Source organism: Mesorhizobium sp. RCAM 06353 (assembly GCF_059683585.1).
This window is the reverse complement of the sequence record NZ_CM185031.1, coordinates 1,979,835-2,002,583: the sequence shown is the minus strand read 5'-3', so window position 1 is coordinate 2,002,583 and position 22,749 is coordinate 1,979,835. Positions and strand designations below refer to the sequence as shown.

General features: G+C 62.7%; 20 protein-coding genes and 1 pseudogene. 10 read left to right on the top strand and 11 right to left on the bottom strand.

The features are described 5' to 3' along the window. Positions 1–3: 3 nt before the first annotated feature. On the bottom strand, positions 4–573 hold the full coding sequence (locus tag AC56QX_RS09445; RefSeq protein ID WP_497115468.1) for a TetR/AcrR family transcriptional regulator: 570 nt from the start codon (positions 571–573) through the stop codon (positions 4–6). Between the two features lie 145 nt (positions 574–718). Between AC56QX_RS09445 and AC56QX_RS09440 the strand changes: the two genes are divergently transcribed. After that, complete coding sequence (locus tag AC56QX_RS09440; protein ID WP_497115466.1) at positions 719–2,077, top strand: efflux RND transporter periplasmic adaptor subunit; 1,359 nt, start codon at positions 719–721, stop codon at positions 2,075–2,077. Continuing rightward, a complete protein-coding gene (locus AC56QX_RS09435) occupies positions 2,074–5,157 on the top strand; it encodes an efflux RND transporter permease subunit (RefSeq protein WP_497115465.1) in 3,084 nt (1,027 codons plus the stop codon). Before AC56QX_RS09440 ends, AC56QX_RS09435 begins: the two co-directional genes overlap by 4 nt. A gap of 156 nt (positions 5,158–5,313) precedes the next feature. On the opposite strand, the gene AC56QX_RS09430 is transcribed toward AC56QX_RS09435, so the two are convergent. Together AC56QX_RS09430 and AC56QX_RS09425 are read right to left on the bottom strand one after the other, a co-directional pair. Then, a complete protein-coding gene (locus AC56QX_RS09430; RefSeq protein WP_497115463.1) occupies positions 5,314–5,769 on the bottom strand; it encodes a L,D-transpeptidase in 456 nt (151 codons plus the stop codon). Between the two features lie 221 nt (positions 5,770–5,990). Next, positions 5,991–6,161: a hypothetical protein gene (locus tag AC56QX_RS09425; protein ID WP_497115462.1), complete on the bottom strand. Its 171-nt coding sequence runs from the start codon at positions 6,159–6,161 to the stop codon at positions 5,991–5,993. Here AC56QX_RS09425 and AC56QX_RS09420 point away from each other — a divergent pair. Together AC56QX_RS09420 and AC56QX_RS09415 are read left to right on the top strand one after the other, a co-directional pair. Then, complete coding sequence (locus tag AC56QX_RS09420) at positions 6,160–6,444, top strand: hypothetical protein (protein ID WP_497115460.1); 285 nt, start codon at positions 6,160–6,162, stop codon at positions 6,442–6,444. The genes AC56QX_RS09425 and AC56QX_RS09420 overlap by 2 nt on opposite strands. Positions 6,445–6,498: 54 nt before the next feature. Further along, positions 6,499–6,666 carry a hypothetical protein gene (locus tag AC56QX_RS09415; RefSeq protein WP_497115458.1) on the top strand — a complete coding sequence of 56 codons (168 nt, stop codon included), beginning with the start codon at positions 6,499–6,501 and terminating at the stop codon, positions 6,664–6,666. A gap of 68 nt (positions 6,667–6,734) precedes the next feature. Here the strand turns inward: AC56QX_RS09415 and AC56QX_RS09410 are convergent, their stop codons facing one another. Beyond that, positions 6,735–7,436, bottom strand: coding sequence for a winged helix-turn-helix domain-containing protein (locus tag AC56QX_RS09410; protein WP_497115456.1), 702 nt, complete (start codon positions 7,434–7,436; stop codon positions 6,735–6,737). Between the two features lie 45 nt (positions 7,437–7,481). On the opposite strand from AC56QX_RS09410, the gene AC56QX_RS09405 reads away from it, so the two are divergent. After that, positions 7,482–8,255 (top strand): response regulator, encoded by a 774-nt coding sequence (locus tag AC56QX_RS09405; RefSeq protein ID WP_497115454.1) that lies wholly within the window; start codon positions 7,482–7,484, stop codon positions 8,253–8,255. 102 nt (positions 8,256–8,357) lie between these two features. Next, on the top strand, positions 8,358–10,445 hold the full coding sequence (locus AC56QX_RS09400; RefSeq protein ID WP_497115452.1) for a PAS domain S-box protein: 2,088 nt from the start codon (positions 8,358–8,360) through the stop codon (positions 10,443–10,445). A 122-nt stretch (positions 10,446–10,567) separates the two neighbouring features. On the opposite strand, the gene AC56QX_RS09395 is transcribed toward AC56QX_RS09400, so the two are convergent. After that, entirely contained in the window at positions 10,568–10,978 is a 411-nt protein-coding gene (locus AC56QX_RS09395) for a hypothetical protein (RefSeq protein ID WP_497115450.1), read from the bottom strand. Positions 10,979–11,472: 494 nt separating this feature from the next. On the opposite strand from AC56QX_RS09395, the gene AC56QX_RS09390 reads away from it, so the two are divergent. Next, positions 11,473–12,675: an aromatic ring-hydroxylating oxygenase subunit alpha gene (locus tag AC56QX_RS09390; protein WP_497115448.1), complete on the top strand. Its 1,203-nt coding sequence runs from the start codon at positions 11,473–11,475 to the stop codon at positions 12,673–12,675. 228 nt (positions 12,676–12,903) lie between these two features. On the opposite strand, the gene AC56QX_RS09385 is transcribed toward AC56QX_RS09390, so the two are convergent. Further along, entirely contained in the window at positions 12,904–14,322 is a 1,419-nt protein-coding gene (locus AC56QX_RS09385; RefSeq protein WP_497115446.1) for an aminotransferase, read from the bottom strand. Between the two features lie 269 nt (positions 14,323–14,591). Between AC56QX_RS09385 and AC56QX_RS09380 the strand changes: the two genes are divergently transcribed. Genes AC56QX_RS09380 through AC56QX_RS09370 form a run of 3 tightly spaced genes read left to right on the top strand, consistent with a single transcriptional unit; the run spans position 14,592 to position 17,453 of the window. Continuing rightward, complete coding sequence (locus AC56QX_RS09380) at positions 14,592–15,509, top strand: ABC transporter permease (RefSeq protein WP_497115444.1); 918 nt, start codon at positions 14,592–14,594, stop codon at positions 15,507–15,509. Next, on the top strand, positions 15,506–16,327 hold the full coding sequence (locus AC56QX_RS09375) for an ABC transporter permease (RefSeq protein ID WP_497115442.1): 822 nt from the start codon (positions 15,506–15,508) through the stop codon (positions 16,325–16,327). Before AC56QX_RS09380 ends, AC56QX_RS09375 begins: the two co-directional genes overlap by 4 nt. Positions 16,328–16,379: 52 nt before the next feature. Further along, positions 16,380–17,453, top strand: coding sequence for an ABC transporter ATP-binding protein (locus AC56QX_RS09370; RefSeq protein WP_497117721.1), 1,074 nt, complete (start codon positions 16,380–16,382; stop codon positions 17,451–17,453). Here the strand turns inward: AC56QX_RS09370 and AC56QX_RS09365 are convergent. The 5 genes and pseudogenes from AC56QX_RS09365 to AC56QX_RS09345 form a co-directional block, all read right to left on the bottom strand. Further along, entirely contained in the window at positions 17,417–18,727 is a 1,311-nt protein-coding gene (locus AC56QX_RS09365; protein ID WP_497115440.1) for a flavin monoamine oxidase family protein, read from the bottom strand. The genes AC56QX_RS09370 and AC56QX_RS09365 overlap by 37 nt on opposite strands. Beyond that, positions 18,724–19,800, bottom strand: a complete 1,077-nt coding sequence (locus tag AC56QX_RS09360; protein ID WP_497115438.1) for an extracellular solute-binding protein — start codon at positions 19,798–19,800, stop codon at positions 18,724–18,726. Before AC56QX_RS09360 ends, AC56QX_RS09365 begins: the two co-directional genes overlap by 4 nt. Before the next feature lie 108 nt (positions 19,801–19,908). Beyond that, on the bottom strand, positions 19,909–20,991 hold the full coding sequence (locus AC56QX_RS09355) for an ABC transporter substrate-binding protein (protein WP_497115436.1): 1,083 nt from the start codon (positions 20,989–20,991) through the stop codon (positions 19,909–19,911). 48 nt (positions 20,992–21,039) lie between these two features. Next, positions 21,040–21,725: pseudogene (gene betI, locus AC56QX_RS09350) on the bottom strand (transcriptional regulator BetI). 5 nt (positions 21,726–21,730) lie between these two features. Then, complete coding sequence (locus AC56QX_RS09345) at positions 21,731–22,525, bottom strand: methyltransferase domain-containing protein (protein WP_497115434.1); 795 nt, start codon at positions 22,523–22,525, stop codon at positions 21,731–21,733. Between the last annotated feature and the right edge of the window lie 224 nt (positions 22,526–22,749).

Sequence of the window (22,749 nt, the reverse complement as noted above, 5' to 3'; positions counted from 1 at the left end):
CCGTCAGGAGCGCTTGCCGGAAGCTTGCGCGCCATCGGCCGAGCCGGCGATCTCCAGCAACGACGCTACCAGCAGCTTGCGCTCGTCCTTCGACAGCACGTCGGACTCGAAAAGGTTCATGCTGCGCAGCCCCTCGATGGCGAGATAACAGACCAGCAGCGACTTCAGATCCGGCGTCTCGCCCTTCAGCCGTTCGAAAAGCTGTCGCTTGAATGTCTTTATCGGCGTCATGAAATCGGGATCCTCGGCGATCGCCGAAAAGATCCAGGAGGCCGAGGGCTGCTTTTCCTCGCAGTCCTCGGCCGAGAGTTTGATATAGACGGCAAGTGGATTCTTGCCGTCGTCGTTGCTGCTGGCGGTTTCCAGCGCCTGCTCGAAATCGCGCAGATAGCCTTCGACCAGCCCCTGCATCAATTTGGCTTTGGTCGGGAAATTATAGAGCAGCCCGCCCTTCGACACGCCGGCGCGGTTGGCCACCGCTTCCAGCGACAGGCTGCCGGGCCCGGATTCCCGGGCGACATCAGCCGCTGCAGCGAGGATCTTCTCGCGCGAATTCGGTCGTTGGGCTCTCATGGCGCCTCCCATCGCAAGCTTAGGCCCAATTGACAAGACCGTCCAGACGGTACAGTAAGACCGCCACTATTTGAAATCGGGACCCGCAGTCGATATGTGTCCCGATGTCCGAGCTTCGCGCCGGATTTCGACTGAGGGGACTTCCTTGTTCAAGCGCATACTTCGTTTCTTTCTCATCATTGTCGTCCTGGCTGTGCTCGCCATCGTGGTCGGTGGCATTGTCTGGTTCAACTTCTTCCGCGACGGCATGATCAAGCAGTATTTCGCCACCATGAAGCCGCCGGCTGCAACGGTGTCGACAACCATTGCCAAGCCGTCGAGCTGGACGCCGGGCGTCGAGGCGATCGGTACGGTGCGAGCCGTGCGCGGTGTCGACCTGACGGTTGAGACCGCAGGCATCGTCAAGGAAATCCCCTTCCACGCCAACGAGAAAGTGGCGGCCAATGCGGTGCTGCTGCAGCTCGACGACGCCGTCGAGCGCGCCGATCTCGACGCGCAGAAGGCGCAGGCCGCCCTCGATCAGACGTCACTGACCCGCGCCATCGAACTGACCAAGCGCGGTGTCGGCTCCGACTCGACGCTGGACAGCGCGCGTGCCGCGGCCTCCGCTTCGGCATCCCAGGTCACCAGGCTGCAGGCCGTGCTCGACCAGAAGCAGCTGACGGCGCCCTTCGCCGGCACGGTCGGCATCCCGAAGATCGACCTTGGCCAATATCTGTCGCCCGGCACCTCGGTGGTGACGCTGCAGGATCTCGACACGATGCGGGTCGACTTCTCGGTTCCCGAACAGCAGCTGCCGCTGCTCAAGATCGGTCAGACGGTTCGGCTCGGCTTGAGCGGCTCGGACATGCCGTTCGCCGGCGCCATTCGCGGCATCGATCCCAAGATCGACCCGTCCAGCCGGCTGGTGAACATCCGGGCCGAAGTCGCCAATCCCGATGGCAAACTGACCCCTGGCCAGTTCGTGCAGGTGCGTGTCGAACTGCCCGAGGAGCAGAATGTGCTGTCGCTGCCGCAGACGGCGCTGACCACCAGCCTCTATGGCGACTTTATTTTCGTCGTGCAGCCGGCCAAGCCCGCCGTGGCCGCCCCGGCACAGCCCGCCGCCGCAAGCGACAAGCCGGCGGACGCCAAGCCCGCTGATGCCAAGCCTGCGGACGCCATGAAACCGACAGCCGATGCCATGAAGCCGGCGGCTGATGCCATGAAGCCTGCCGCCGATGCTGCCAAACCAGCGGACAAAGCCGCTTCCGATGCCACCAAGCCCGCGGCCGACCCGGCCAAGCCGGCGGCGGAAGGCGACAAGCCCGCGCTGGTGCTGTCGCAGGTCTTCGTCAAGCCCGGTCGCCGCAATCAGGGCATGGTCGAGATCGTCGAAGGGTTGAAGGCTGGCGAGGAGGTCGTCACCGCCGGTCAGAACCGCCTCTTCAACGGCATGTCCGTCAGCGTCGACAACACGATCGACCCGACCAAATCGGCGAACAAGCAGGCCGATCAGCAATGAGCTTTTCCGATCTCTTCATTCGCCGGCCCGTCCTGTCGACGGTCCTTGCCTGCATGATCCTGCTCTTGGGTTTCCAGGGCATCTTCAACCTGTCGATCCGGCAGTATCCGAAGGTTGACGAAACCGCGATCACCATCACGACGGCCTATCCGGGCGCCAGTGCCGACCTGATCCAGGGCTTCATTTCCGCCCCGATCGCGCGCGCCGTCGCCTCGACCGAGAACATCGACTACGTCACCTCGTCCAGCCGTCCGTCCTCCAGCACCGTGACGGTGCAGATGAAGCTCGGCTCCAACCCCGACGTGGCGCTGACCGAAGTGCTGTCCAAGGTCCAGGGCGTGCGCGGCACCTTGCCGGACGCCTCCAAGGATCCGGTCATCGTCAAGGGCACCGGTCAGCAATTCGCGATGATGTACATCTCGATGCAGAATCCGAACATGACGAAGGAGCAGCTGACCGAGTATATCGAGCGCGTCATCAGGCCCCGCATGTCGACGGTCGAAGGTGTCGCCGACGTGCAGATCTTCGGCGCCCAAGAATACTCCATGCGCGTCTGGATCGACCCGATCAAGCTTGCCGCGCGCGGCGTGACGGCGGCGGAAGTGCTGGCGGCAATCAACAATTCCAACTTCCTGTCGGCGCCCGGCAACACCCAGAACGAACATGTCGTCTCGTCGATCACCGTGCGCTCGACGCTGCAGACGCCGGAAGCCTTCGCCGAACTGCCCTTGCGCTCGACCGACGGCAATGTCGTACGGCTGCGCGACGTCGCCCGCGTCGAACTCGGCGCGGAAAATACCGACACCAGGGTCTCCTTCAACGGCAAGCCCGGCACCTTCCTCGCCATCTTCCCGACCCCGGCCGCTAACCCGCTGACCACCGCGGCAGCGCTCACCAAGCTGGTGCCGCAGATCCAGGAGACGCTGCCGAAAGGCATGACGATCGAGGTCGTCTACGACGCGACCGGGCAGATCAGCGCCTCGATCGAAGAGGTGTTCAAGACCATCGCCGAAGCGGTTGCCATCGTCATCGTGGTCATCCTCTTGTTCCTCGGCTCGTTCCGCTCGGTGATGATGCCGATCATCACCATCCCGCTATCGCTGATCGGCGTCTGCTTCCTGTTGTTTGCGGTGGGCTACTCGATCAACCTTCTATCGCTGCTGGCCATGGTGCTGGCGATCGGCCTTGTCGTCGACGACGCCATCGTGGTGGTGGAAAATATTCACCGCCACATGGAAGAAGACCACATGACGCCGATGCAGGCGGCATTCAGCGGCATGCGCGAAATCGCCTCGGCCATCGTCGCAATGACCATGACGCTGGCGGCCGTGTTCGCGCCGCTGGCCTTCACCGGCGGCCTCACCGGTGCACTGTTCCGCGAATTCGCGGTGACGCTCGCTGGCTCGGTGGTGCTGTCTGGCATCATCGCCGTGACCATCACCCCGATGATGTCGGCACGCCTCCTGAAGCCCGGCAATGCCGGCCGTTTCCAGCGTATCGTCGACGGCACCTTCGCCCGCGTCGAGCATGTCTATGAGCGTGCCGTCACCGGTTCGCTGAACTATCGCCCGCTGACGCTGATCATCGTGCTGGCGCTCGTCGGCGTGACCGGCTTCATGTTCACCAAGACCTCGACCGAGCTGGCGCCCGAAGAAGACCAGGGCTTCCTGCTGTCGCTGGTGACGGCGCCGACCTATGCGACATCGGATTATACCGAAACCTATGTGAACCAGATGCTCGGCCTGGTTAGGGATATTCCAGAAACGCGGGCGCAGTTCTCCGCGGTCGCCTTCGGTGGTACGACAAACAGCGCCTTCGTCGGCTTTGCCTTCAAGGATTGGGCGGAGCGCAAGCGAAATTCCAAGGAGCTGCAGGCCGACATTACGGCCCGCCTCGCCAAGGTGGCGGGTGTCCAGGCCTTCGTCTTCGCACCGCCGACGCTGCCGGGCTCCGGTGGCGGTCTGCCGATCGCCCTGGTGGTGCGCTCGACCGGCGATTCCGCGGAAGTGTACGAGGCGGCCGAGCAGATCAAGAACAAGGCGCAGGCCTCCGGCCGCTTCATCGTCGTGCAGAACTCGATGTCTTATGACTCGCCGCAGGTAACGGTGACCATCGACCGCGACCGCGCCGCCGCACTCAACCTGCCGATCGCCGATATCGGCCGCACGCTGACGCTACTGGTCGGCGGCGCCGAAGTGGCGCAGTTCGACCGTGACTCCAACAGCTACGACATCATTCCGCAGGTGCCGCAGAAATTCCGCGACAACCCCGAAAGGCTCGGCGAATATTTCGTGCGCAGCGTGACGGGTGAGATGGTGCCGCTGTCGGCCGTTGTAAAGATTTCGAACAATGCGTCGCCGGCGGCAATCGAACAGTTCAACCAGCTGAATTCGTCGACCATCTCCGCGCTGCCACTGCCCGGCGTCACCACGGGCGATGGTTTGAAGGTCCTCGAGGATATTGCCAGGGAGAGCCTGCCCGACACCTTCTTCATCGACTATTCCGGCCAGTCCCGGCAAGAGAAGGAACAGGGCAACACCATCCTGATCGCTTTCGGAGCGGCCGTCATCGTCATCTACCTGGTGCTGGCGGCGCAGTTTGAAAGCTTCCGCGACCCGCTGATCATCATGATGGCGGTGCCGCTCTCGATCTTCGGCGCCATCGTGCCTCTCAATCTGGGCCTCGGCACGCTCAACATCTACACGCAGGTGGGCCTCATCACGCTGATCGGCCTGATCACCAAGCACGGCATCTTGCTGGTCGAATTCGCCAACCAGCAGCGCGAGGCCCATGGCATGCGCCGGCGTGATGCCATCATCGCCTCGGCAAAGGTGCGGCTGCGGCCGATCCTGATGACGACGGCGGCAATGGCGCTTGGCGTCGTGCCGCTGATCACGTCGAGCGGCGCGGGTGCGGCGGCCCGCTATTCGATGGGCCTGGTCATCTTCACCGGCATTCTGGTCGGCACCATGTTCACGCTCTTCGTCGTGCCCATGTTCTACACCTTCATCGCCAGCAAGGACCTGCCGCATCAGGCGGAAAAGCCGGATCCGAAATTGATGCCGGCATTGCAAGACTGATAGAAAACCCAAGAACAAAAAAGAGGCCGGGAAAATCCCGGCCTCTTCTTTTGGCTGCGCTCGATACCGCCGGTTTGAGCGGTGCTCAATACCGCCGGAATGTTCCGGCGGGAGTCCTGAACAGGCGCGGCAGTGCGCCGGCCTGTCCCCAGCCTGCTACTTGACGATGACGATCCTGGTGTTGGCCGGCCCGAAAGTTTCGACAAGCTGGTAGAAATCGGCGGCATTGTCGGGATGCAGCCGCACGCAGCCATGCGAGGCCGGCTGGCCGAGGCGTTTGATCGCATAGGTGGCGTGCACCGCGTAACCGCCGCTGAAGAACACCGAGTGCGGCATCGGCGCGTTGTCGTATTTCTTCGAATACCACATCTCATGCATGCGCGTCGGCTTGAACGAGCCGGTCGGCGTCACATGCGCCCGGTCGCCGGTGGAAACCTTCCAGGCGAAGGTCGGCCGGCCATCGACCGAAACTTCCATGACCTGCTGTGACAGCGAGACCCGCGCCACGATCTTGTTGGCGGCGTGGGCTGCGTTGGCGCCGAACAGAAGTGCTGCACCCGTGAGCGCGGCGGCGGTGATGTTGATGAGCTTGGCGGTGATGGTGGTATGCATGATATCCCCTCTCTCTGCCGGTTCGGCCGGCTCCAATTCGATGACCGGCTTATCGCTGTGGCATGTTTCGAAGGGATTTCGCGAAATGCTCGTTTGTGTTTCGAATCTGTTTCCTGTGGTTAACAAGCAGGCGGTCATAGCGACAGCGATCTCGCCCGCAAAAAGGGGGAATGAGATGCAGCACATAGGTATTTCCCACGAAAAGAAAGTTCGAATACCCCTTATATGAAAGAGTAGAGTTCAATCTCGAAACCAATCGGCAACAAAACGCTGCTTCGGGCGGCATGATCCGGATACGGGCCGGAAGCAAAGTTGACGCAACGAAAGCAGACGGCAACGACCATGGGAACGAAAACGAACATGCGGTCCTGGCTCTTCAGGATCAGCATCATGGCAGCAGTCATCGGCGGTGTCGGCACGGTTGCCGGCGGCCCCGCGGCAAGGCTGGCGGCGATGAGTTCGAGCGAGATCTCTACCCTGCAAGTAGCCCTGTTTTCCGCCACGGTCTGGATTGTTTCCAGCCTGCGCATCGCCCGATTGAAGGCCCTCTGGCGGGTTGGCCTTCGGCTGTTGGCATTGCGCGGCCCCTCCGGCAACTTGCTGCCGAGAGGACCGAAGGCCCGCGCCGCGACGGGGGGCTCCGTAAGCGGCGCGGGCACTTCGGGAGTTTCCTGAAGCGACCCGCGACACTCATTTTTGAAGAATTGGCATTTCTGAGGAGTTGGAACGATGAAAACGAAATTCGCGGCCTCGGTGCTTTCCGCACTGCTCTATGCGCAGGGCCTGCTCGGCTTTGCCGCCCTTGCCACGGTTCTCCTCAAGGACCGCGCCCACGCGAACGAAATCGCCATGGCCAATGACATACCATCGGGTCCGTCGTTGTTGGTGGTACGCTGAGTTTCGGGAGCGTCGGTGAGTTGGAACATCCGATGCTCAGCCAGAAAAATAACCCGAGTGTCCAGCCTTTAGTCGGCGAACTGCTGCGGCGGATCGAACCGGTAGCCGGTGCCGCGTATGGTGGTGATGGTTTCGGTATCGAGCTTGCGGCGCAGCCGCACGATACGCGAATCGATCGATCGATCGAAGGCGTCGGCGTTCTCGGCCGGTGCGGCGGCGATGATGTCGTCACGCGTCAGCACCTTGCGGGGGCTCGCCAGGAACAGCCTGAGCAGCGCCACCTGACCGGGCGAGAGCTGTTCCTCGCTACCGGAGCGGTGCATGACGATCGCCGATCTCAAATCGACGGTCGCGTTCTCCAGCACGATCAGTTCCTGGGTGCCCCTGCCGCGCCGCGAAAGCAGGCCGCCGACCCGGGCGGCCAATTCCCTGACATTGAGCGGGCTTTCGACAACATCGGCCGCACCCAGTTCGAGCGCAAGCACCTTGTCGACGAGATCGGCCGGCCGGCAGATCAGGATGAAATCCGGCCCATCCTCGCCGCCCCCGCCTTGGCCGCCATAACGCCTGAGCAGATCCCGCCCGTCCGCCTGGCTGAGACTGTCACCGACGACAACGACATCGATGCCCCCGCCCGCCAGCAGCGATTCCGCCTCCCAGGGCTGCCGCGCCTGGCGCACATCATGGCCACGCCGCTCGAGATGGTCGGCAAGTTCGGTCGCCACCACCTCGGCGACGGAAACAAGCGCAATGACGGCTCGTGCGGCCATGTTTTCCAACCGTTCCCTTGCAACCAGATATGAGTGCTGGACATCATGTTTATACCCAATCTACTTTCCACTGAAAGTGGGAGCGAGGGCATCGTGCGGGCAAGAATTGTTATCGTCGAGGACGAGCCCGACCTGAGGGACGCGGTTGCCGAATATCTCGGCGCCGCCGGCTATGATGTGGCGACCGCGGAAACTGCGGCAGCCGCGCGCAGCCTGATCGAGACTCAATCCTTTCATCTGGCCATTCTCGACATCGCCATGCCGGGCGAGGACGGTCTGTCGCTCGGCCGCTGGTTGCGCTCGAAAATGCCGATCGGCATCATCTACGCGACCGCCGCCGGCACTGCGCTCGACCGCATCGTCGGGCTGGAACTCGGCGCCGACGACTATATCGTCAAGCCATACGAACTGCGCGAGTTGCTGGCGAGGGTGCGCAGCGTGCTGCGCCGCGTTCCAGAGCCAACGGAGCTGCTCGGCAAGAAAGCCAGGACGGACCGCCGTTCCGTCGCCTTCGGCCCGTTCCAGGCCGATCTTGACGGCCGGCTGGTCACCGGCGCCAACGGCGCCGTGATCGACATGGCCAAGAGCGAATTCGATGTGCTGGAGGTTTTCCTGACCCGCGCCAACCGGCTTTTGACGCGCGCCGCGATCTCGGAGGCCATCGGCTTCACCGAGGATCCGGAATCGTCGCGCGCCGTCGACATCCGCATCATGCGTCTGAGAAAGAAGATCGAGGCGGATCCGGCCAACCCGAAATTCCTGCGCACAGTGCGCGGTGAAGGCTATATCTTCTCGCTGCCGACCGGCGACAGCAACTGAGCGCCAGGCCCACGGGGTCTCAGGTTCACAGCCGTTGCTCGCCGATCGAATTGGGCCGATTGACCCGACCGAATTGGCATGACTTTGGAATAACGGCTGAAAATGACCGGCGAAGCAACAAGCGCGGATACACAGGGTTTCAGGCAGGGCGCGGCGATGGCCGCCGTGCGCGTCGTTCGCCGGCTGCGCGAGGCCGGCGATTGGCAGCGCGAGATGGAAGGCATACTGGAAACGCTGTGCCGCGCCATGGAGTGTCAGCGCGGCATCCTGTTCCGCCTGCGCGAGCTGCCCGGCCAGGGTTTTGCCCAGTCGGTGTCCGCCTACTGGATCGACCCCGACTTCGGCGGGGAACTGGCCTCACCGACCGTTATCATGCAGTCGATCGTCAACTCCGATCCACTGCTGGAGCGCGTGGCCGAGGACGAACGGCAGGGCAAGATCTTTGCCGGGCATACGCGCAATCTCGAAGGGTTCCTGAGAACCGATTTCGAAAAGCAGAACATCAAGTCGTTCCTGTCGGTGTCGGTCTTCGCGCACGGCCATCTGTGGGGCACGCTCGCCGTCAATGATTGCGTCGAGGAGCGCGAGTGGACCGACGAGGAAGAGGCAACGCTGCACATCATTGCGCTCGCCATCGGCGACGCCATCGAACACTCGCCCTCCGACGCCCATGCCAGCGAGGTGATCCGCCGCACCATGCTGCAGGCCTCGCTCGACGCCATCATCGTCATCGACGAGGCCGGATCGATCATCGAATTCAATCCTGCCGCCGAAAAGATGTTCGGCTTCCAACGCAGCGACATCCTCGGCAAGGACCTGCTCGACACCGTCGTGCCGGAATACTACCGCAAGGGCTATTCCTCGGGCGCCGACTACATGTCGGGCCGCGGCGCGCCGATGGTCGGCCAGCGGCTCGAGACCGTAACGCAGAATGCCGCCGGCGAGGTGTTCCCGATCGAGCTGACGGCGACCGAGATGCGGGTCGCCGACCGCCGCCTGATCTTCGGCTCGATCCGCGACCTGCGCGACAGGCTGCGCGCCGAGGAAGAGATCAACCGCCAGCGCGAGAAGCTGCACCAGAACGAGAAGATGGCGGCGATGGGCTCGCTGCTTGCCGGCGTCTCGCACGAGCTCAACAATCCGCTGGCGGTCGTGGTGGCGCAATCGACGCTGTTGCACGAATTCGCCTCCGACCCACAAACCAAGGTCCGCGCCGAGAAGGTGCGTGCCGCCGCCGAGCGCTGCGGCCGCATCGTCAAAAGCTTCCTGTCGATGGTCCGGCTGCATCCGGCGGCCCAGGCCGAGACCGACCTCAACCAGGTGATCCGCGCCGCCCTCGAGGTCACCGCCTATGGCGCACGCTCGAGCGGCATCATCATCGATACCGATTTCGCGCCCGGTCCGCTGCTGGTCATGGCGGATGCCGACCACGTGACGCAGGTGGCGGCCAATTTCCTCATCAACAGCCAGCACGCTTTGGCCGGTGTTGCCGGCGACCGGCTGATCAAGGTGCGGACGTTCCGGAGCGATCTGGACAAACCCGGTTTCTCGGTCGAGGACAACGGGCCCGGCATTCCCGAAGCGATCCGCAACCGCATCTTCGAATCCTATTTCACCACCAAGCCGGTCGGCGTCGGCACCGGCATCGGCCTGTCGATCTCGAAATCGATCATCGAACGGCACAATGGCAATGTCTGGTTCGAGGAAGTGCTGCCCAGAGGCGCCCGTTTCGTCGTCCAGTTGCCAGCCATTTCGGCCGGTATCGCCGCTGCCGGTGAAGCCCAGCCACGCTCGAGCGGCCTGCGTCACGCCCTGATCATCGACGACGAGCCTGACGTCGCCGGCTCCTTGTCCGACATTCTCGAACTGATGGGCATCAAGTCGCGGATTGCCCCTGTCTGGGAATCGGGTACCGCCACCCTGGGCGGCCACATGCCGCCGGACATCGTCTTTTCGGACCTGCGCATGCCCGGCATATCAGGCATGGCCATCTACCGCGAACTGCTGGCCGAAAGGCCCGACCTCGCACGGCGTTTTGTGCTGGTCACCGGCGATCTGATCGGCGCCAAGGCGGAAATCGAGGCCTTGCCGGCGCCGCAGCGGCCGCAGATCCTGGAAAAGCCGTTCAGCACCCTCGATGTGCGTAGCGTGCTTTCAACCATTGCCGAGCAGGCCGTGTTGAAAGGATAAAAAAGAAGCTCCCGGCCGACGAAGCGGCGGGAGCTGAAGGGAGCGCTGGAGGGAGCGCTCGGGGAGGTCAGAGCATGAGCCCGAAGAGGGAACCGGTTTTCGGGATCATGCTTCGACGGAAATCAGAAAACGTTGGGCGTATTGGTCAGCGGCGCGGCATTGGCGATCATGCGGATCGCACGGGTCTTGTGCGTCCCGGACTGCTCGGCGATGGCGCGCAGGCAATCGACGCTCTCGGCACCCCAGGCCTGCCCCTTGCAGGCAAAGTCGAGCGTCGGCATCGGCAGGCGAGCGGTCTTGATTGTCGTCGGTGCGCCGTCAACGACGTTGGCCGGCGGATTTAGCGATGCGAAGGCCGGACCAACCGTCGGCGTGAACGCCATGCCGGCGAAGGCGCAAGCAGCCAGCGCCATGAACATGGCCATGGGGTGGTCGCTGGCGCGCTGGCGCAGGGCCAGCTTCGGGCGGCGGTCAGCGCGCTCTGGAGCCTGGAGGCGGTGTTCGCTGCTGGTGATCTTGACTTTCGCATACATTGCCTTCCCCTTCGCTGCGTTTCTTTTTGGTGATGAAACGAACTTAATCGCACTTTGTAACAGCACAAAATTGGCGCAGGTCTGGCAATGTAACCAGATTGAAACGGTGCTATCGGGCAAGACCGGGCAGAATCGGTCATTCCAGCTCTCATTTTGCCGAAGCAAGCGAATCCCGGATCGACTCCCGCCAGGCTGTCCCGAACCAGACGCCTGCCGAACAGCCGATCAGGCACGCGGGGCGAGCGTTTTGCCTCCGGCGAGGCGTCCTGTTCTTCGGCTCGTACACCTTGTGAAATCGCACGGAAACAGCATTCCGGAACCGAGGCTAACACCCGGATTCTCCGCGATTTTCTTAGGCAGCAGCCGTATCGAATTCCGCCACGGGCGATCCAAAGAACCTGCCTTGCATTCATTCGTATTTTCACAAGCCATTGCATTTCAATGAAAAATATGATTTTATTGAATGATTATTCAACAAAAAGAAGAGACGTTTTATGAACCCGCACCTCCGTGACGTGGCGATCCCCAACGATTGGGACCGGCGGGGACTACCGGGCTGGAGTTACCATTCCGATGCCCTTCTCGAGCTCGAGAAGGAGCATGTCTTCCGCAACCATTGGCAGATCGTCGGCCATGTCAGCGACGTGCCCAACGCCGGCGACTATCTGACCATGGACGTGGTCGGCGAGCGCGCCCTGATCGTGCGCGGCAAGGACGGCGTCGTGCGTGGTTTCAACAACATGTGTCGCCACCGCGGCAGCCGCGTCGTCGCCGACAGCCAGGGCAATTGCAAGAACGCGCTGGTGTGCCCGTTCCATGGCTGGGTCTACAATCTCGACGGCACGCTGCGTGGCGCCGCGCGCCCGCGCTCCTTCCCTGATCTCGACAAGACCGAGTTCGGCCTGATGCAGCTCGATCTCGAAATCTGGATGGGTTTTATCTTCATCCGCTTCCGCAATGGTGGGCCGCAGCCTTCGGTCGCCGAACTGATGAAGCCGATCGAGCCCGAATTCGCGCACTACAAGGCCGCCGACATGGTGCCGTCCTGGGGCATCTGGACCCAGAAGACCCCGGTCAACTGGAAGTCGGTGCGCGATGTCGACAATGAGGGCTATCACGTCGCCATGGCGCATCCTGCCTTGCAGGATCTATATGGCGCGACCTATTTCGACGAGCCCTTCATCAACGGCGTGTCACGGTCCTTCGCCACCTACAATCCGCATGCCGGCCGCCGCTGGAGCGTCAAGAACTACGTCAAGATCGCGCCCGAGCCGACGCACCTGCCGGACTATCTGAAGAAGGCCTGGGTCTATTACGGCATCTTCCCCAATGCGGTCATTTCGGTGATGCCGGAATCGGTGCAGTTCTATCAGGAGTTTCCGCTGTCGACGGGGGAGACCTTGCTGCGCGGTGCCATCTACCGCTACCGCGATGAAAGCCGCGAGCAGGCCGCCGCCCGCTACCTCTCCTTCCGCATCGACCGCGACACCATGTCGGAAGATGTCCAGCTGTCGGTATGGTCGAACGAATCCATGCTGTCCGAGGCGTTCGAGGGCTTTTATCTCTCCGACCTCGAATATGGCGTGCGCACCCACCACGACCATCTGCGCAAGATGCTGCCGGTGCTCGGCCTGGAGACCGCGCCCGAGGAGAAGGACATGTGGAATCTGAACGACGCCCTCAGGTCGCGATCGTAGATGGCAAGCGCCGACAATTGGCGAAACTATCGATGAGAGCGCCCCTCTCCCCGTCACTATACAGGGAGAGGATGCCGGCAGGCAGGTGAGGGGCAGCACCGTGCTTGCGAGATTATCGTGTTGGACTGACGATGCATTTGCGGATGCGGCCAATCGCCAATGTTGGCGCTGCCCCTCATCCGCCCTTCGGGCACCTTCTCCCCGTGAAACGGGGAGAAGGAAGAAGCCTCATCCGCGCCACACGCCTTCTTTTCTGAGATCATCCATAGTCCGCGAAATACCCTCGCGTAAAATGCCGACCATGTCGTCGATCTGCTCGCGCGTGATGATCAGCGGCGGCGACATCACGCACATGTTGATCAGCGGCCGCACCAGCAGGCCAAGTTCGTGGCAATGCGCGTCTATGCGTTTGCCGACATCCTTGTCGAGCTGCAGCGGATCCTTGCTTTCGCGGTCCGCGACGCATTCGACGCAGCCCATCAGCCCAACGCCCCGCACCTCACCGACCAACGGCAGTTCTTCCAGCGTCTTCAGCTGCGCCTGGAAATAGGGCGCGACTTCCTGCGTGTGGGCAAGCACGCCCTCTTCCAGCAGATCGAGGTTTTTCAGCGCCACGGCGCAGCCGACCGGGTGGCTGGTGTAGGTCAGGCCATGGCCGAACATCGCATCGGGATGGTTCGAACGGCGCAACTCTTGCAGCAGCCGTTCCGAGATGATGACGCCGCCGAGCGGGAAATAGCCTGAGGTGACGCCCTTGGCGAAGGTGATCATGTCTGGATCGATGCCGAACACGTCGCCCGAGGCAAAGACATGGCCAAGCCGGCCGAAGCCCGTCACCACCTCATCGGAGACATAGAGCATGTCGTTGTCGCGGCAGATCTCGCGGATGCGCTTGAGATAGCCGTCCGGCGGGATCACGACGCCTCCCGATGCCTGCACCGGCTCGCCGACGAAAGCGCCGATCTTGTCGGCGCCGACGCGGGCGACCGTGTCGCGGAACTGATCGACCAGGAAATCGGTGAAGGCGGCAAGGCTCATGCCGTGCGGACGGCGGAACGGATCGGGCGAGGACAGCTTGATCACCAGTTCGTCGGCGCCGTCCATCCAGTCGCGGTCGCGCGGGCGGCCGTTGAGCGAGGCCGAAAGATAGGTCGAGCCGTGATAGGCGCCGCCGCGCGACAGGATCAGCTTCTTCTCCGGCCGGCCACGCACATTGTTGTAGAACTGCATGAAGCGCAGCGCCGTCTCGACGGCCGAAGAACCGCCGGTGGTGTAGAAGACATGACTGAGATCGCCCGGCGCATGGCCGGCGATGCGCATGGCAAGTTCGGCTGACGGCGCGTTCATCGTGTACCAGGGCGTGTTGTAGGACAGCGCCATCGCCTGGTCGTACATCACCCTGGCCAGTTCCTCGCGGCGATGGCCGACATTGACGCACCACATGCCGGCCGGTCCGTCGATCAGCCGCTTGCCGGTGTTGTCGGTGATGTAGATGCCATCGCCCTCACCGATCAGCGCGCGTGCCTCGGCACCAACCGAACCGGCATAAGGCCAGGGCTGGATGAGATGGCGCTTGCCCAGTTCAATGGCATCGTCGCCGCCGGACGCTGCCGTTTCGGTCGCCTTCAGGTCTCTCACCGCAGCCATTGTCGTCTCCACATCTCTTCGAATTTTCCTGGACCTCAAAAATCGGCGGCAAATGCCGGAAATGGCGGCTTTCTTCACCTAATTTTGAATGTCCGTTCAATCAATATCTCAGAAATAGCGCTTGATTTCAATCCACGGATGCGCGCATGATGAAAGAAAGCCGGCAAGGGGAACGACAGTCGGCGTCAGCACAATGGGATGCGCATGGCGGAACAGCCCAGGCCAGCAACCAAGATCACGCCCAGAGCCCTGCCCTCCGGAGTCTGGCAATGACGGCGGCTGTGGAAGGGTCGCCCCCGCGGCGCATGACGCGGGCCAGACGAAATGCCCTTCTGCAATCCGAACCCGTCCAGGGCTTTGCCCTGATCAGTCCGACCTTTCTCTATGCGCTCATCCTGCTGGTCCTGCCGATCCTGGTGGTCATCGCCCACTCCTTCTGGACGCAGCACTACCTGACCATCGACCGCACCTTCACGCTGGAGAATTACAGCGTCGCGCTGACCGAGCCGATCTACCGTGATCTCTTGTGGCGTTCGCTCTACATCTCGCTGACCGTCAGCCTGTTCACCGTCATCCTGGCCTACCCGATCGCCTACTTCATTTCCTTCCATGGCGGCCGTCACAAGAGCCTGTGGCTGTTCCTCATCACCATCCCGTTCTGGACCAGCTATCTCCTACGCGTCATGTCGTGGAAGGTCATCCTCGGCTACAATGGCGTGCTCAATTCCGGCCTGATGGGCCTCGGCATCATCGACGAGCCATCGACGGCGCTGCTCTACAATTCGACCGCCGTCATCATCACTCTCACCCACGCCTGGGCGGCCTTCGCCATCCTGCCGATCTTCGTCTCGCTGGAAAAAGTCGACCGTACGCTGGTCGAAGCAGCCACCGATCTCGGCGATGGTCCCTTGCGCTCATTCCTGCGCGTGACTTTGCCGCTGTCGGCGCCGGGCGTCATCTCGGCGGCGCTGATCGTCATGATCCCGACGGTCGGCGACTATGTCACGCCGAAGCTTGTCGGCGGCAAGGATGGCGTCATGATCGCCAACGCCATCCAGGCACAATTCGGCAAGGCAGCCAACTGGCCGCTGGGTGCCGCCCTTTCCGTCACCACCATGCTGATCGTCACGCTGATGGCCGGCGCCACGGTGCTGATCATCCGCGCCTTGCAGAGGCTGGCACGATGAGGGCGCGGCGTTTCCTGTCGGGCGGCTGGCTGTCCGTCTATGCGTTCCTCTATGTCGTCTTCCTCTATCTGCCTGTCATCTTCCTGCCGATCTTCTCCATCAACACCGCGCCAACGCCAAAATTCCCGCTCACCGGCTTCACCCTGCAATGGTATGCGGACCTGCCGCACACGCCGGCCTTGCTCGACGCCGCCTGGAACAGCCTGAAAGTCGGCGTCTCCGCCTCGATTCTCGCCACCGTGCTCGGCATCCTTGCCGCCCGTTCGATCACCCGCTACCGCTACCCCGGCCGCCGCACCATCAACGGCCTGATCATGGCGCCGCTGGTGCTGCCCGAGGTTATCGTCGCCATATCGATGCTGCTGGTGATGCTGCAGCTCGGCCTGAGCCTGTCGCTGTTCACGGTCGTGCTCGGCCACGTGCTGGTCTGCATCCCTTATTCGATGACGGTGCTGACCTCCGGCTTCGAAGGCTTCGACCGCAGCCTGGAAGAGGCCTCCGCCGATCTCGGCGAAAGCGCCTTCGGCACCTTCCGGCGCGTGACGCTGCCGATGGTGGCGCCGGCGATCATTTCCAGCCTGCTCGTCTGCTTCACCATTTCGCTCGACGAGTTCATCATCGCCTTCTTCCTGACCGGCACCGAAGCGACGCTGCCGATCTACATCTGGGGCCAGTTGCGCTTCGCGTCGAAACTGCCGGGCGTGCTGGCGCTGGGCACGCTGCTTCTGGTTGCCTCTTTCGTTTTGATGACCGTCGCCGAAATCCTGCGTCGCCGCGCGGCCAGACGCACCCAGAACGAGGGAGGCCTCTATGCCTGAACAGCCGCCGATCGAGCGCCCCCAATCCGATCGAGCCCAATCTGATCGGTCGATGATCGAGATCCGCAACGTCACCCGCAGTTATGGATCGTTCAAGGCGCTCGACGACGCGTCCCTGACCATCCGGGAGGGCGAGTTCTTCTCGCTGCTCGGGCCGTCCGGCTGCGGCAAGACCACGCTGCTGCGCATGATCGCCGGCTTCGACAATCCGACCAGCGGTTCGATCGCCGTCGGCGGCCAGCCTATGGAAGGCATCCCGGCCAACCGCCGGCCGACCAACATGGTGTTCCAGAGCTATGCCATCTTCCCGCACCTCAATGTCGAGCAGAACGTCGCCTACGGGCTGAAGCGGCTGAAACTGCAGGGCGGCGAAGAGAAGCGCCGCGTCGAGGAAGCGCTGGCGCAGGTGTCGCTGACCGGGCTTGGCAAGCGCCTGGCGACAGAACTGTCCGGCGGCCAGCGCCAGCGCGTGGCGCTCGCCCGCGCGCTGGTCATGCGGCCCAAGGTGCTGCTGCTCGACGAGCCGCTGTCGGCGCTCGACAAGAAGCTGCGCGAGCAGATGCAGGTCGAACTGCGCCGCCTGCAGCAGGCCGTCGGCATCACCTTCGTGCTGGTCACCCACGACCAGTACGAGGCGCTCGCCATGTCCGACCGCATTGCCGTGATGTTCGGCGGCAGGATTGCGCAGGTCGCCTCGCCCAAGGAAATCTACCAGCGACCGGTCAACCGCCAGGTCGCCGACTTCCTCGGCGGCATGAACTTCGTCAAGGCCGAGATCGTCGAGGAGAACGGCACCTCGCTGGTCGTCGACACCCTGGGCTTCGGCCGCGTCAAGACCGACAAGCCGAAGGCTTTCGTGCGCAATGGCGGCGGCGCCACGCTAGGCATCCGCCCCGAGCGCCTGCGCGTTTTGTGGGACAATGCAACGGCAAAATTCGAGGTCGCCGGCAAGGTGGTCGAACGCCACTATTTCGGCGAGATCACCCATCTGATCGTCGAAATACCGGGCCTGGAAAAGCCGCTATCGGTAACCGAGACCAACGATTTCGGCGCCGACGACATCCCGGTCGGCACCCCGATCCGTCTCGCCTACGATCCCGAAGCGCTGGTGGCGATGGGAGATTGAAGCAGCGCCACGATCTTGCGCGCCGCGATGCGTCCGGCAACGATCGCACCCTCGACATAACCCGGGAATGACGGCGACAGTTCCGAAGCGGCAAAATGGACTGGCGGTGCACCGGCAAGAATCGTGCGCTCCGCATCCCTGGCCGTCACGTCGACAATGAGGTCGCTGTAGGCGCCGCCGCTCCAGCTGTCCCGTGTCCAGTCGCGCGAACTGAAATCGATGATATTGCCGGCATCCGACCCAAGGGCTTCCTGCAATCGGCTGGCCACTTCCGCACACAGTGCCGCCGCGTCGAGCGCACGCCAGCGCAAAGCCAGTGGGCCGCCGATGAAGACGACAAGCGCGGCATGCTCCGCGTCCCTGCTGGCGTCGCAGGCAAACAGCCCCGGCAGGTCGCGCCACATCACCATGCCGCTCAAACCCTGCTCACGCCAAAATGGCATGGCGTAGCGCACCTGCACCTTGATCACCACGCCGCTTTCCCAGACACCGAGCGCCTTCGCGAGTGCCGCCGGCAAGGCCGGCGCGAAATCGAGCTTCTCGGCCGTCGCCGGCGGCAGCGCGACCAGCACTTGACGCGCTTCGATCACGCCATTGCCCGCAACGACACGACCGCCTTGCGGCCCATGCTCGATGCGCGTGACCGGTTCGCCAAACCGCACCCGGCCGCCGAGATCGCCGGCCAGGTCTTCGGCAAGCGACTGCATGGTCTCGCGCAGGAAATACTGCAGCTCCGGCACTTCATTGGTGATGCGGCGGTCATTGTCGATCAGGTACCAGAGCGGCACCTTGTCCATCGGCAGGCACCACAGGCCTTCGATCATCGACCGAAAAGCCGTCTTGGCATCGATGGGATCATGCTGCTGTTCGAGCCAGGCGGCGACGCTCATGCCTTCTATCGACGGGTCGTCCGGCTCGATGCCGTTCATGCGCTCGCGGATCGCCATCGCGCCGTAATAGGTCTGCTTGGCGTCCTTGGCCGGCATCGGCGGATGGGTGATGAAATCACCCTCGACATAGGTTTCGACGAAGGTCTTGCCGCGCGCCTTCGCCAACGCCATCAGCTGCGGCATGTCCTCGCACAGGAACTGACCACCGCTGTCGATGCGTTCGCCAAGTCCGTTGTGTCTGGCTTCGACCCGCCCGCCGACACGATCGCGTGCTTCGAGCAACAGGAAATCGATGCCGGCCTGCTTCAGCTCAAGCGCTGCCGACAGGCCGGTGAAGCCGGCACCGACGATGACGACGTCGGTTCTTTGCAGTTCGCTCGTCAATAGCCGGCCTTGATCTTTTCGAACTCGTCGACCATGCGCTTCTTCAGCTCGGGCGCGACCGGCTGCTGGAACAGCGTCTTGTCGAGGAACTTGTCGATGTCATCGAAGCCGCGCTCGGCCAGCACCTTGTGGTCGATCGCGGCCATGCCGGCACTGTTGCCGTGGCCGTAGCCGAACGTCGTGACCATGTATTTCGAAATACCCGGCGCATTGACCGCGCTCAGGAAATCATAGGCCTGGTCGAGCTTGCCCGGCGCGTCCTTCATCAGCACATAGCCGCACACCCAGGTCGACATGCCCTCCTTGGTGTCGCGGTTCATGGCGACGGGAACACCTTGCCCGCTCATCGCGATCAGTGTCTGGCCCCACCCCCAGGCGAGGTCGACCTCATTGCCGGAAAACGCCTGGTCGATATCGCTCGAGTCGGTCCAGTAGAGACGGACATTCTTGTGCACCTGGCGCAGGAAGTCGGAAGCCTCCTTGAACTGCGCGTCGGTCATCTTGGTCCAGTCCTTCAGGCCGATGACCAGGCTCGCCAGCGCGTAGGCGTCGTCGACATTGTCGCCGATGGTGACGCGGCCCTTGAATTTCGGATCGGCCAGGATCCGCAGTGACTGCGCCTCTTGAGCCGTCACATTGTCGGTACGGTAGAGCAGTGCCGTATTGCCCCAGTCGAACGGCATGAACCAGGCCTTGCCGTCGGCCGTGGTGGTGAGGTTCTTCATCGCCATGATGCCGGGATTGAGATCCTTCCAGCCGGCAATGCGGGAGGTGTCGAGCGGCTGCAACAGGCCGGCATCGCGCCATTTCGCCACGCTTTGCGAACAGGGATGTGCAATGTCGGTCTTGAAGCCCGCCCGCATCTTCTCGAACGCCTCGTCCTCGTCGCCGAAGAAGGCGAAGGTCGGCTCGGCGCCGTGTTTGGCGGTGTAGGCGGGATGCAGCAGCGGATCCTCGTAACCGGACCAGTCGAACACCACGAGATCGCCGCCGCCTTCCGCCCACGCATAGGCCGCACCGGCGCCGATCATACACGCGGCGGCAAGCGACAGGCGGCGTAGCATTGGCGTCATGGCGAAACCCCCCATCGCGAAAAGCTGCTCGAGGTTAGGAGAAATCATCCGTTTTGGCGAGGCCCGTCCGCCCGCGCTGTCGGCGGCGGACGGGCAGCCTAGACAGGATCAGTATCCGGCTTTGATCTTCTCGAATTCGGCGATCATCTTCAGCTTGAGATCGGACGGCAGCGGCGACTGGAACAGCGTCTTGTCGACGAATTTCTGCACATCGTCATAGCCCTTTTCTTTCAAGATCGCCGGATCGACGCCGGCCATGCCCTTGGCGTTGGCCTGGCCATAGCCCCAGTCCTTGACCAGCACCTTGGCGGTCTCCGGATCGTTGACGGCGTTCAGATAATCATAGGCCTTGTCGACGTTGCCGGGCGCATCCTTGAACAGCACATAGCCGCAGACCCAGGTCGAGATGCCTTCATTGGTATCCTTTACGGACTTGATCGGCACGCCTGCCTTGACGGACTGCACCGTCGCGTCGTTCCAGGCCCAGGCGAGGTCGACCTCGCCGCCGCTCAACAACTGCACGATGTCGGTGGTGTCGGTCCAGTAGGAGCGGACATTCTTGTGCACCTGGCGCAGGAAGTCGGACGCCTGCTTGAACTGGTCGTCCGTCATCTTGGTCCAGTCCCTCAGGCCGATGGCCAGGCTCGCCAGCGCATAGGCGTCGTCGACATTGTCGCCGATCGACACCCGGCCCTTGAACTTCGGATCGGCGAAGGCCTTCAGCGACTGCACGTCCTTGGCATCGATCTTGGAGGAGTTGTAGGTGAGCTGCGTGTTGCCCCAGTCCCACGGCATGAACCATGCCTTGCCGTCATCGGTCGTGGCGAGATTTTTCATCGCCATGATGCCGGGATTGAGATCCTTCCATCCGGTGATCTTCGAAGTGTCGAGCGGCTGCAGCAGCCCAGCCTCGCGCCACTTCGTCACGCTCTGCGAGCAGGGATGACCAAGATCGGCCTTGAAGCCGGAGCGCACCTTCTCGAACGCCTCGTCCTCGTCGCCGAAGAAGGCGAAGGTCGGCGAATCGCCGTTCTTCTCGACATATTTCGGGTGGAAGCTCGGATCCTCATAACCGGACCAGTCGAACACGATCAGGTCCTTGTCGGCGGCGACGGCGAACGCTGCCGCCGAAGCCGCAAGCGCGCCGCCCAGCGCCAATGTCAATGTCAGGCGTCGGCTAAGTTTGTTCATGCTGTTCCATCCTCTTTTGGTCTTGCCGGTCTTGGCGGCCGGCCGTTGCTAACCGTAATGCTTCGGGAAGGCAGCGGCCAAAAAGCATTGGCCGCCTGCAAGGCTGTTTCGCGCGTCGTGTCCTCGGTGCCCATCATCAGCCGCAGCCACAGCCCCTCAAGCATGGCCGACAGCGCCAGCGCCATCACCTGCGGCTCATAGGCATATGAGCCGCTCTGCTTGAGCGTCGTGCAGAGATCGATGAAGACCTGCTGGTAATAATTATCGCGCGAACTGCTCAGCGCCTGGTAGGTCGGCCGCGACTTGGCCTCGCCCCAGAAGGCCAGCCAGGCGGCGAGCTTGCGCTTGTTGCAGATCGAGCGGTCGAAGTCGGCCCACACCAGTTGCTGCAGCTGCCGCGCCGGATCGTCGCCTGCCTTCTGCAGGGAGGCGCGCCAATGCGCCGAATACTCGTCATACATGTGCTGCAGCGTCGCGATCAGCAGCTTTTCCTTGCTCTCGAAATGGAAGTTGACGATGCCGCGCGAGAGGCCCGCGCCATCGGCGACATCGGCCATCGTCGTCTCGGCATAGCCGCGCTTGGCCAGCGAATCGATCGTCGCCTCGATCAGCTGCAGCTGACGGACCTCCTTCGAAGCCTTGCGGCCGCGTTTTTCGGCATCGCCCTTTCGCTCCGTTTCGGCGAGAATGTCCTTGGCCTCGGAAGTCTTCATGGATGTGACGGTCTCCAGCATGCCGGCTATCCAACCGGCTTCCAACCGCGCAGATGAGTGGGACGGTGCTCGCCACTGTCAAGCACCTTCTGCATGGCCTCCCAGGTCTTGATGTTCTTGTCGACATAGGCCGCGCCGACCACGGCGGCGACCGTCGCATAGAGCGGTCCTTTCAGCCTTTCCAGTTCGCCGCGCGCCACCTCGCGGTACCAGGGATTGCGGTCGCGCACGGTGACATCGGCAAAACCGGCGCCACGCATCGCCTGGACATAGCGCGCCGGCGAGGCCATGGCGAAGGACAGCCCCTCGGCGGCGACATAGGCCTTCATCTCGTGCGACGGTTCGCCGTCGTGCCCAATCATCCAGTTGGAAGCGGCAAAGACCCCGCCCGGCTTCAGCACGCGGAAGATTTCGGCGAACAAGGCGTCCTTGTCAGGCACATGCAGCAACGCGTCCTTGGAGAAGACGACATCGAAGGAGCGATCGGTGAAAGGCAATGGCCCGGGTGGCGCCCGAACGAAGCTGGTGCGCTTCGCCAGACCACGCACTGCTGCTCGCCGTCTGGCCGCTTCGATCACCGGCTGTTCGACATCGAAGCCGGTGGCATGAGCGGCGCCATGGCGCTCGACCAGATGCAGGGTGATGCCGCCGGAGCCGCAACCGACATCAAGGATCGTCTTGCCCTGGAGTGAAAGCCCTTCGACCACCCGATCGACCTCTTCCGGCCCACCCGGCGACAGGTAACCCTCGCCCCACAGTGCCTCGAGGAAGCGGATGGCGGTGTCGTCATACTCGGGCTCGGCATCTGCCGTTTCGATCATCGGCCCTCGGTCCCCAATCGCCGAATTGCGCACTGTCGAATGTCGGCAAAGCGTAGCGCATGTCAGGGAAAACGCAATATCATTTGTTGAACATTCATTCAGAATGGCTGGACAGAATGGCCGTTGCCATGCCAAATTCCGCACAATCGGGAACAGATCACGCAAAAATGAACAGCGGGTCGCACAGAGCAATTCCAGGAAAAGTGTGAGCGGTTTTCCCGGGA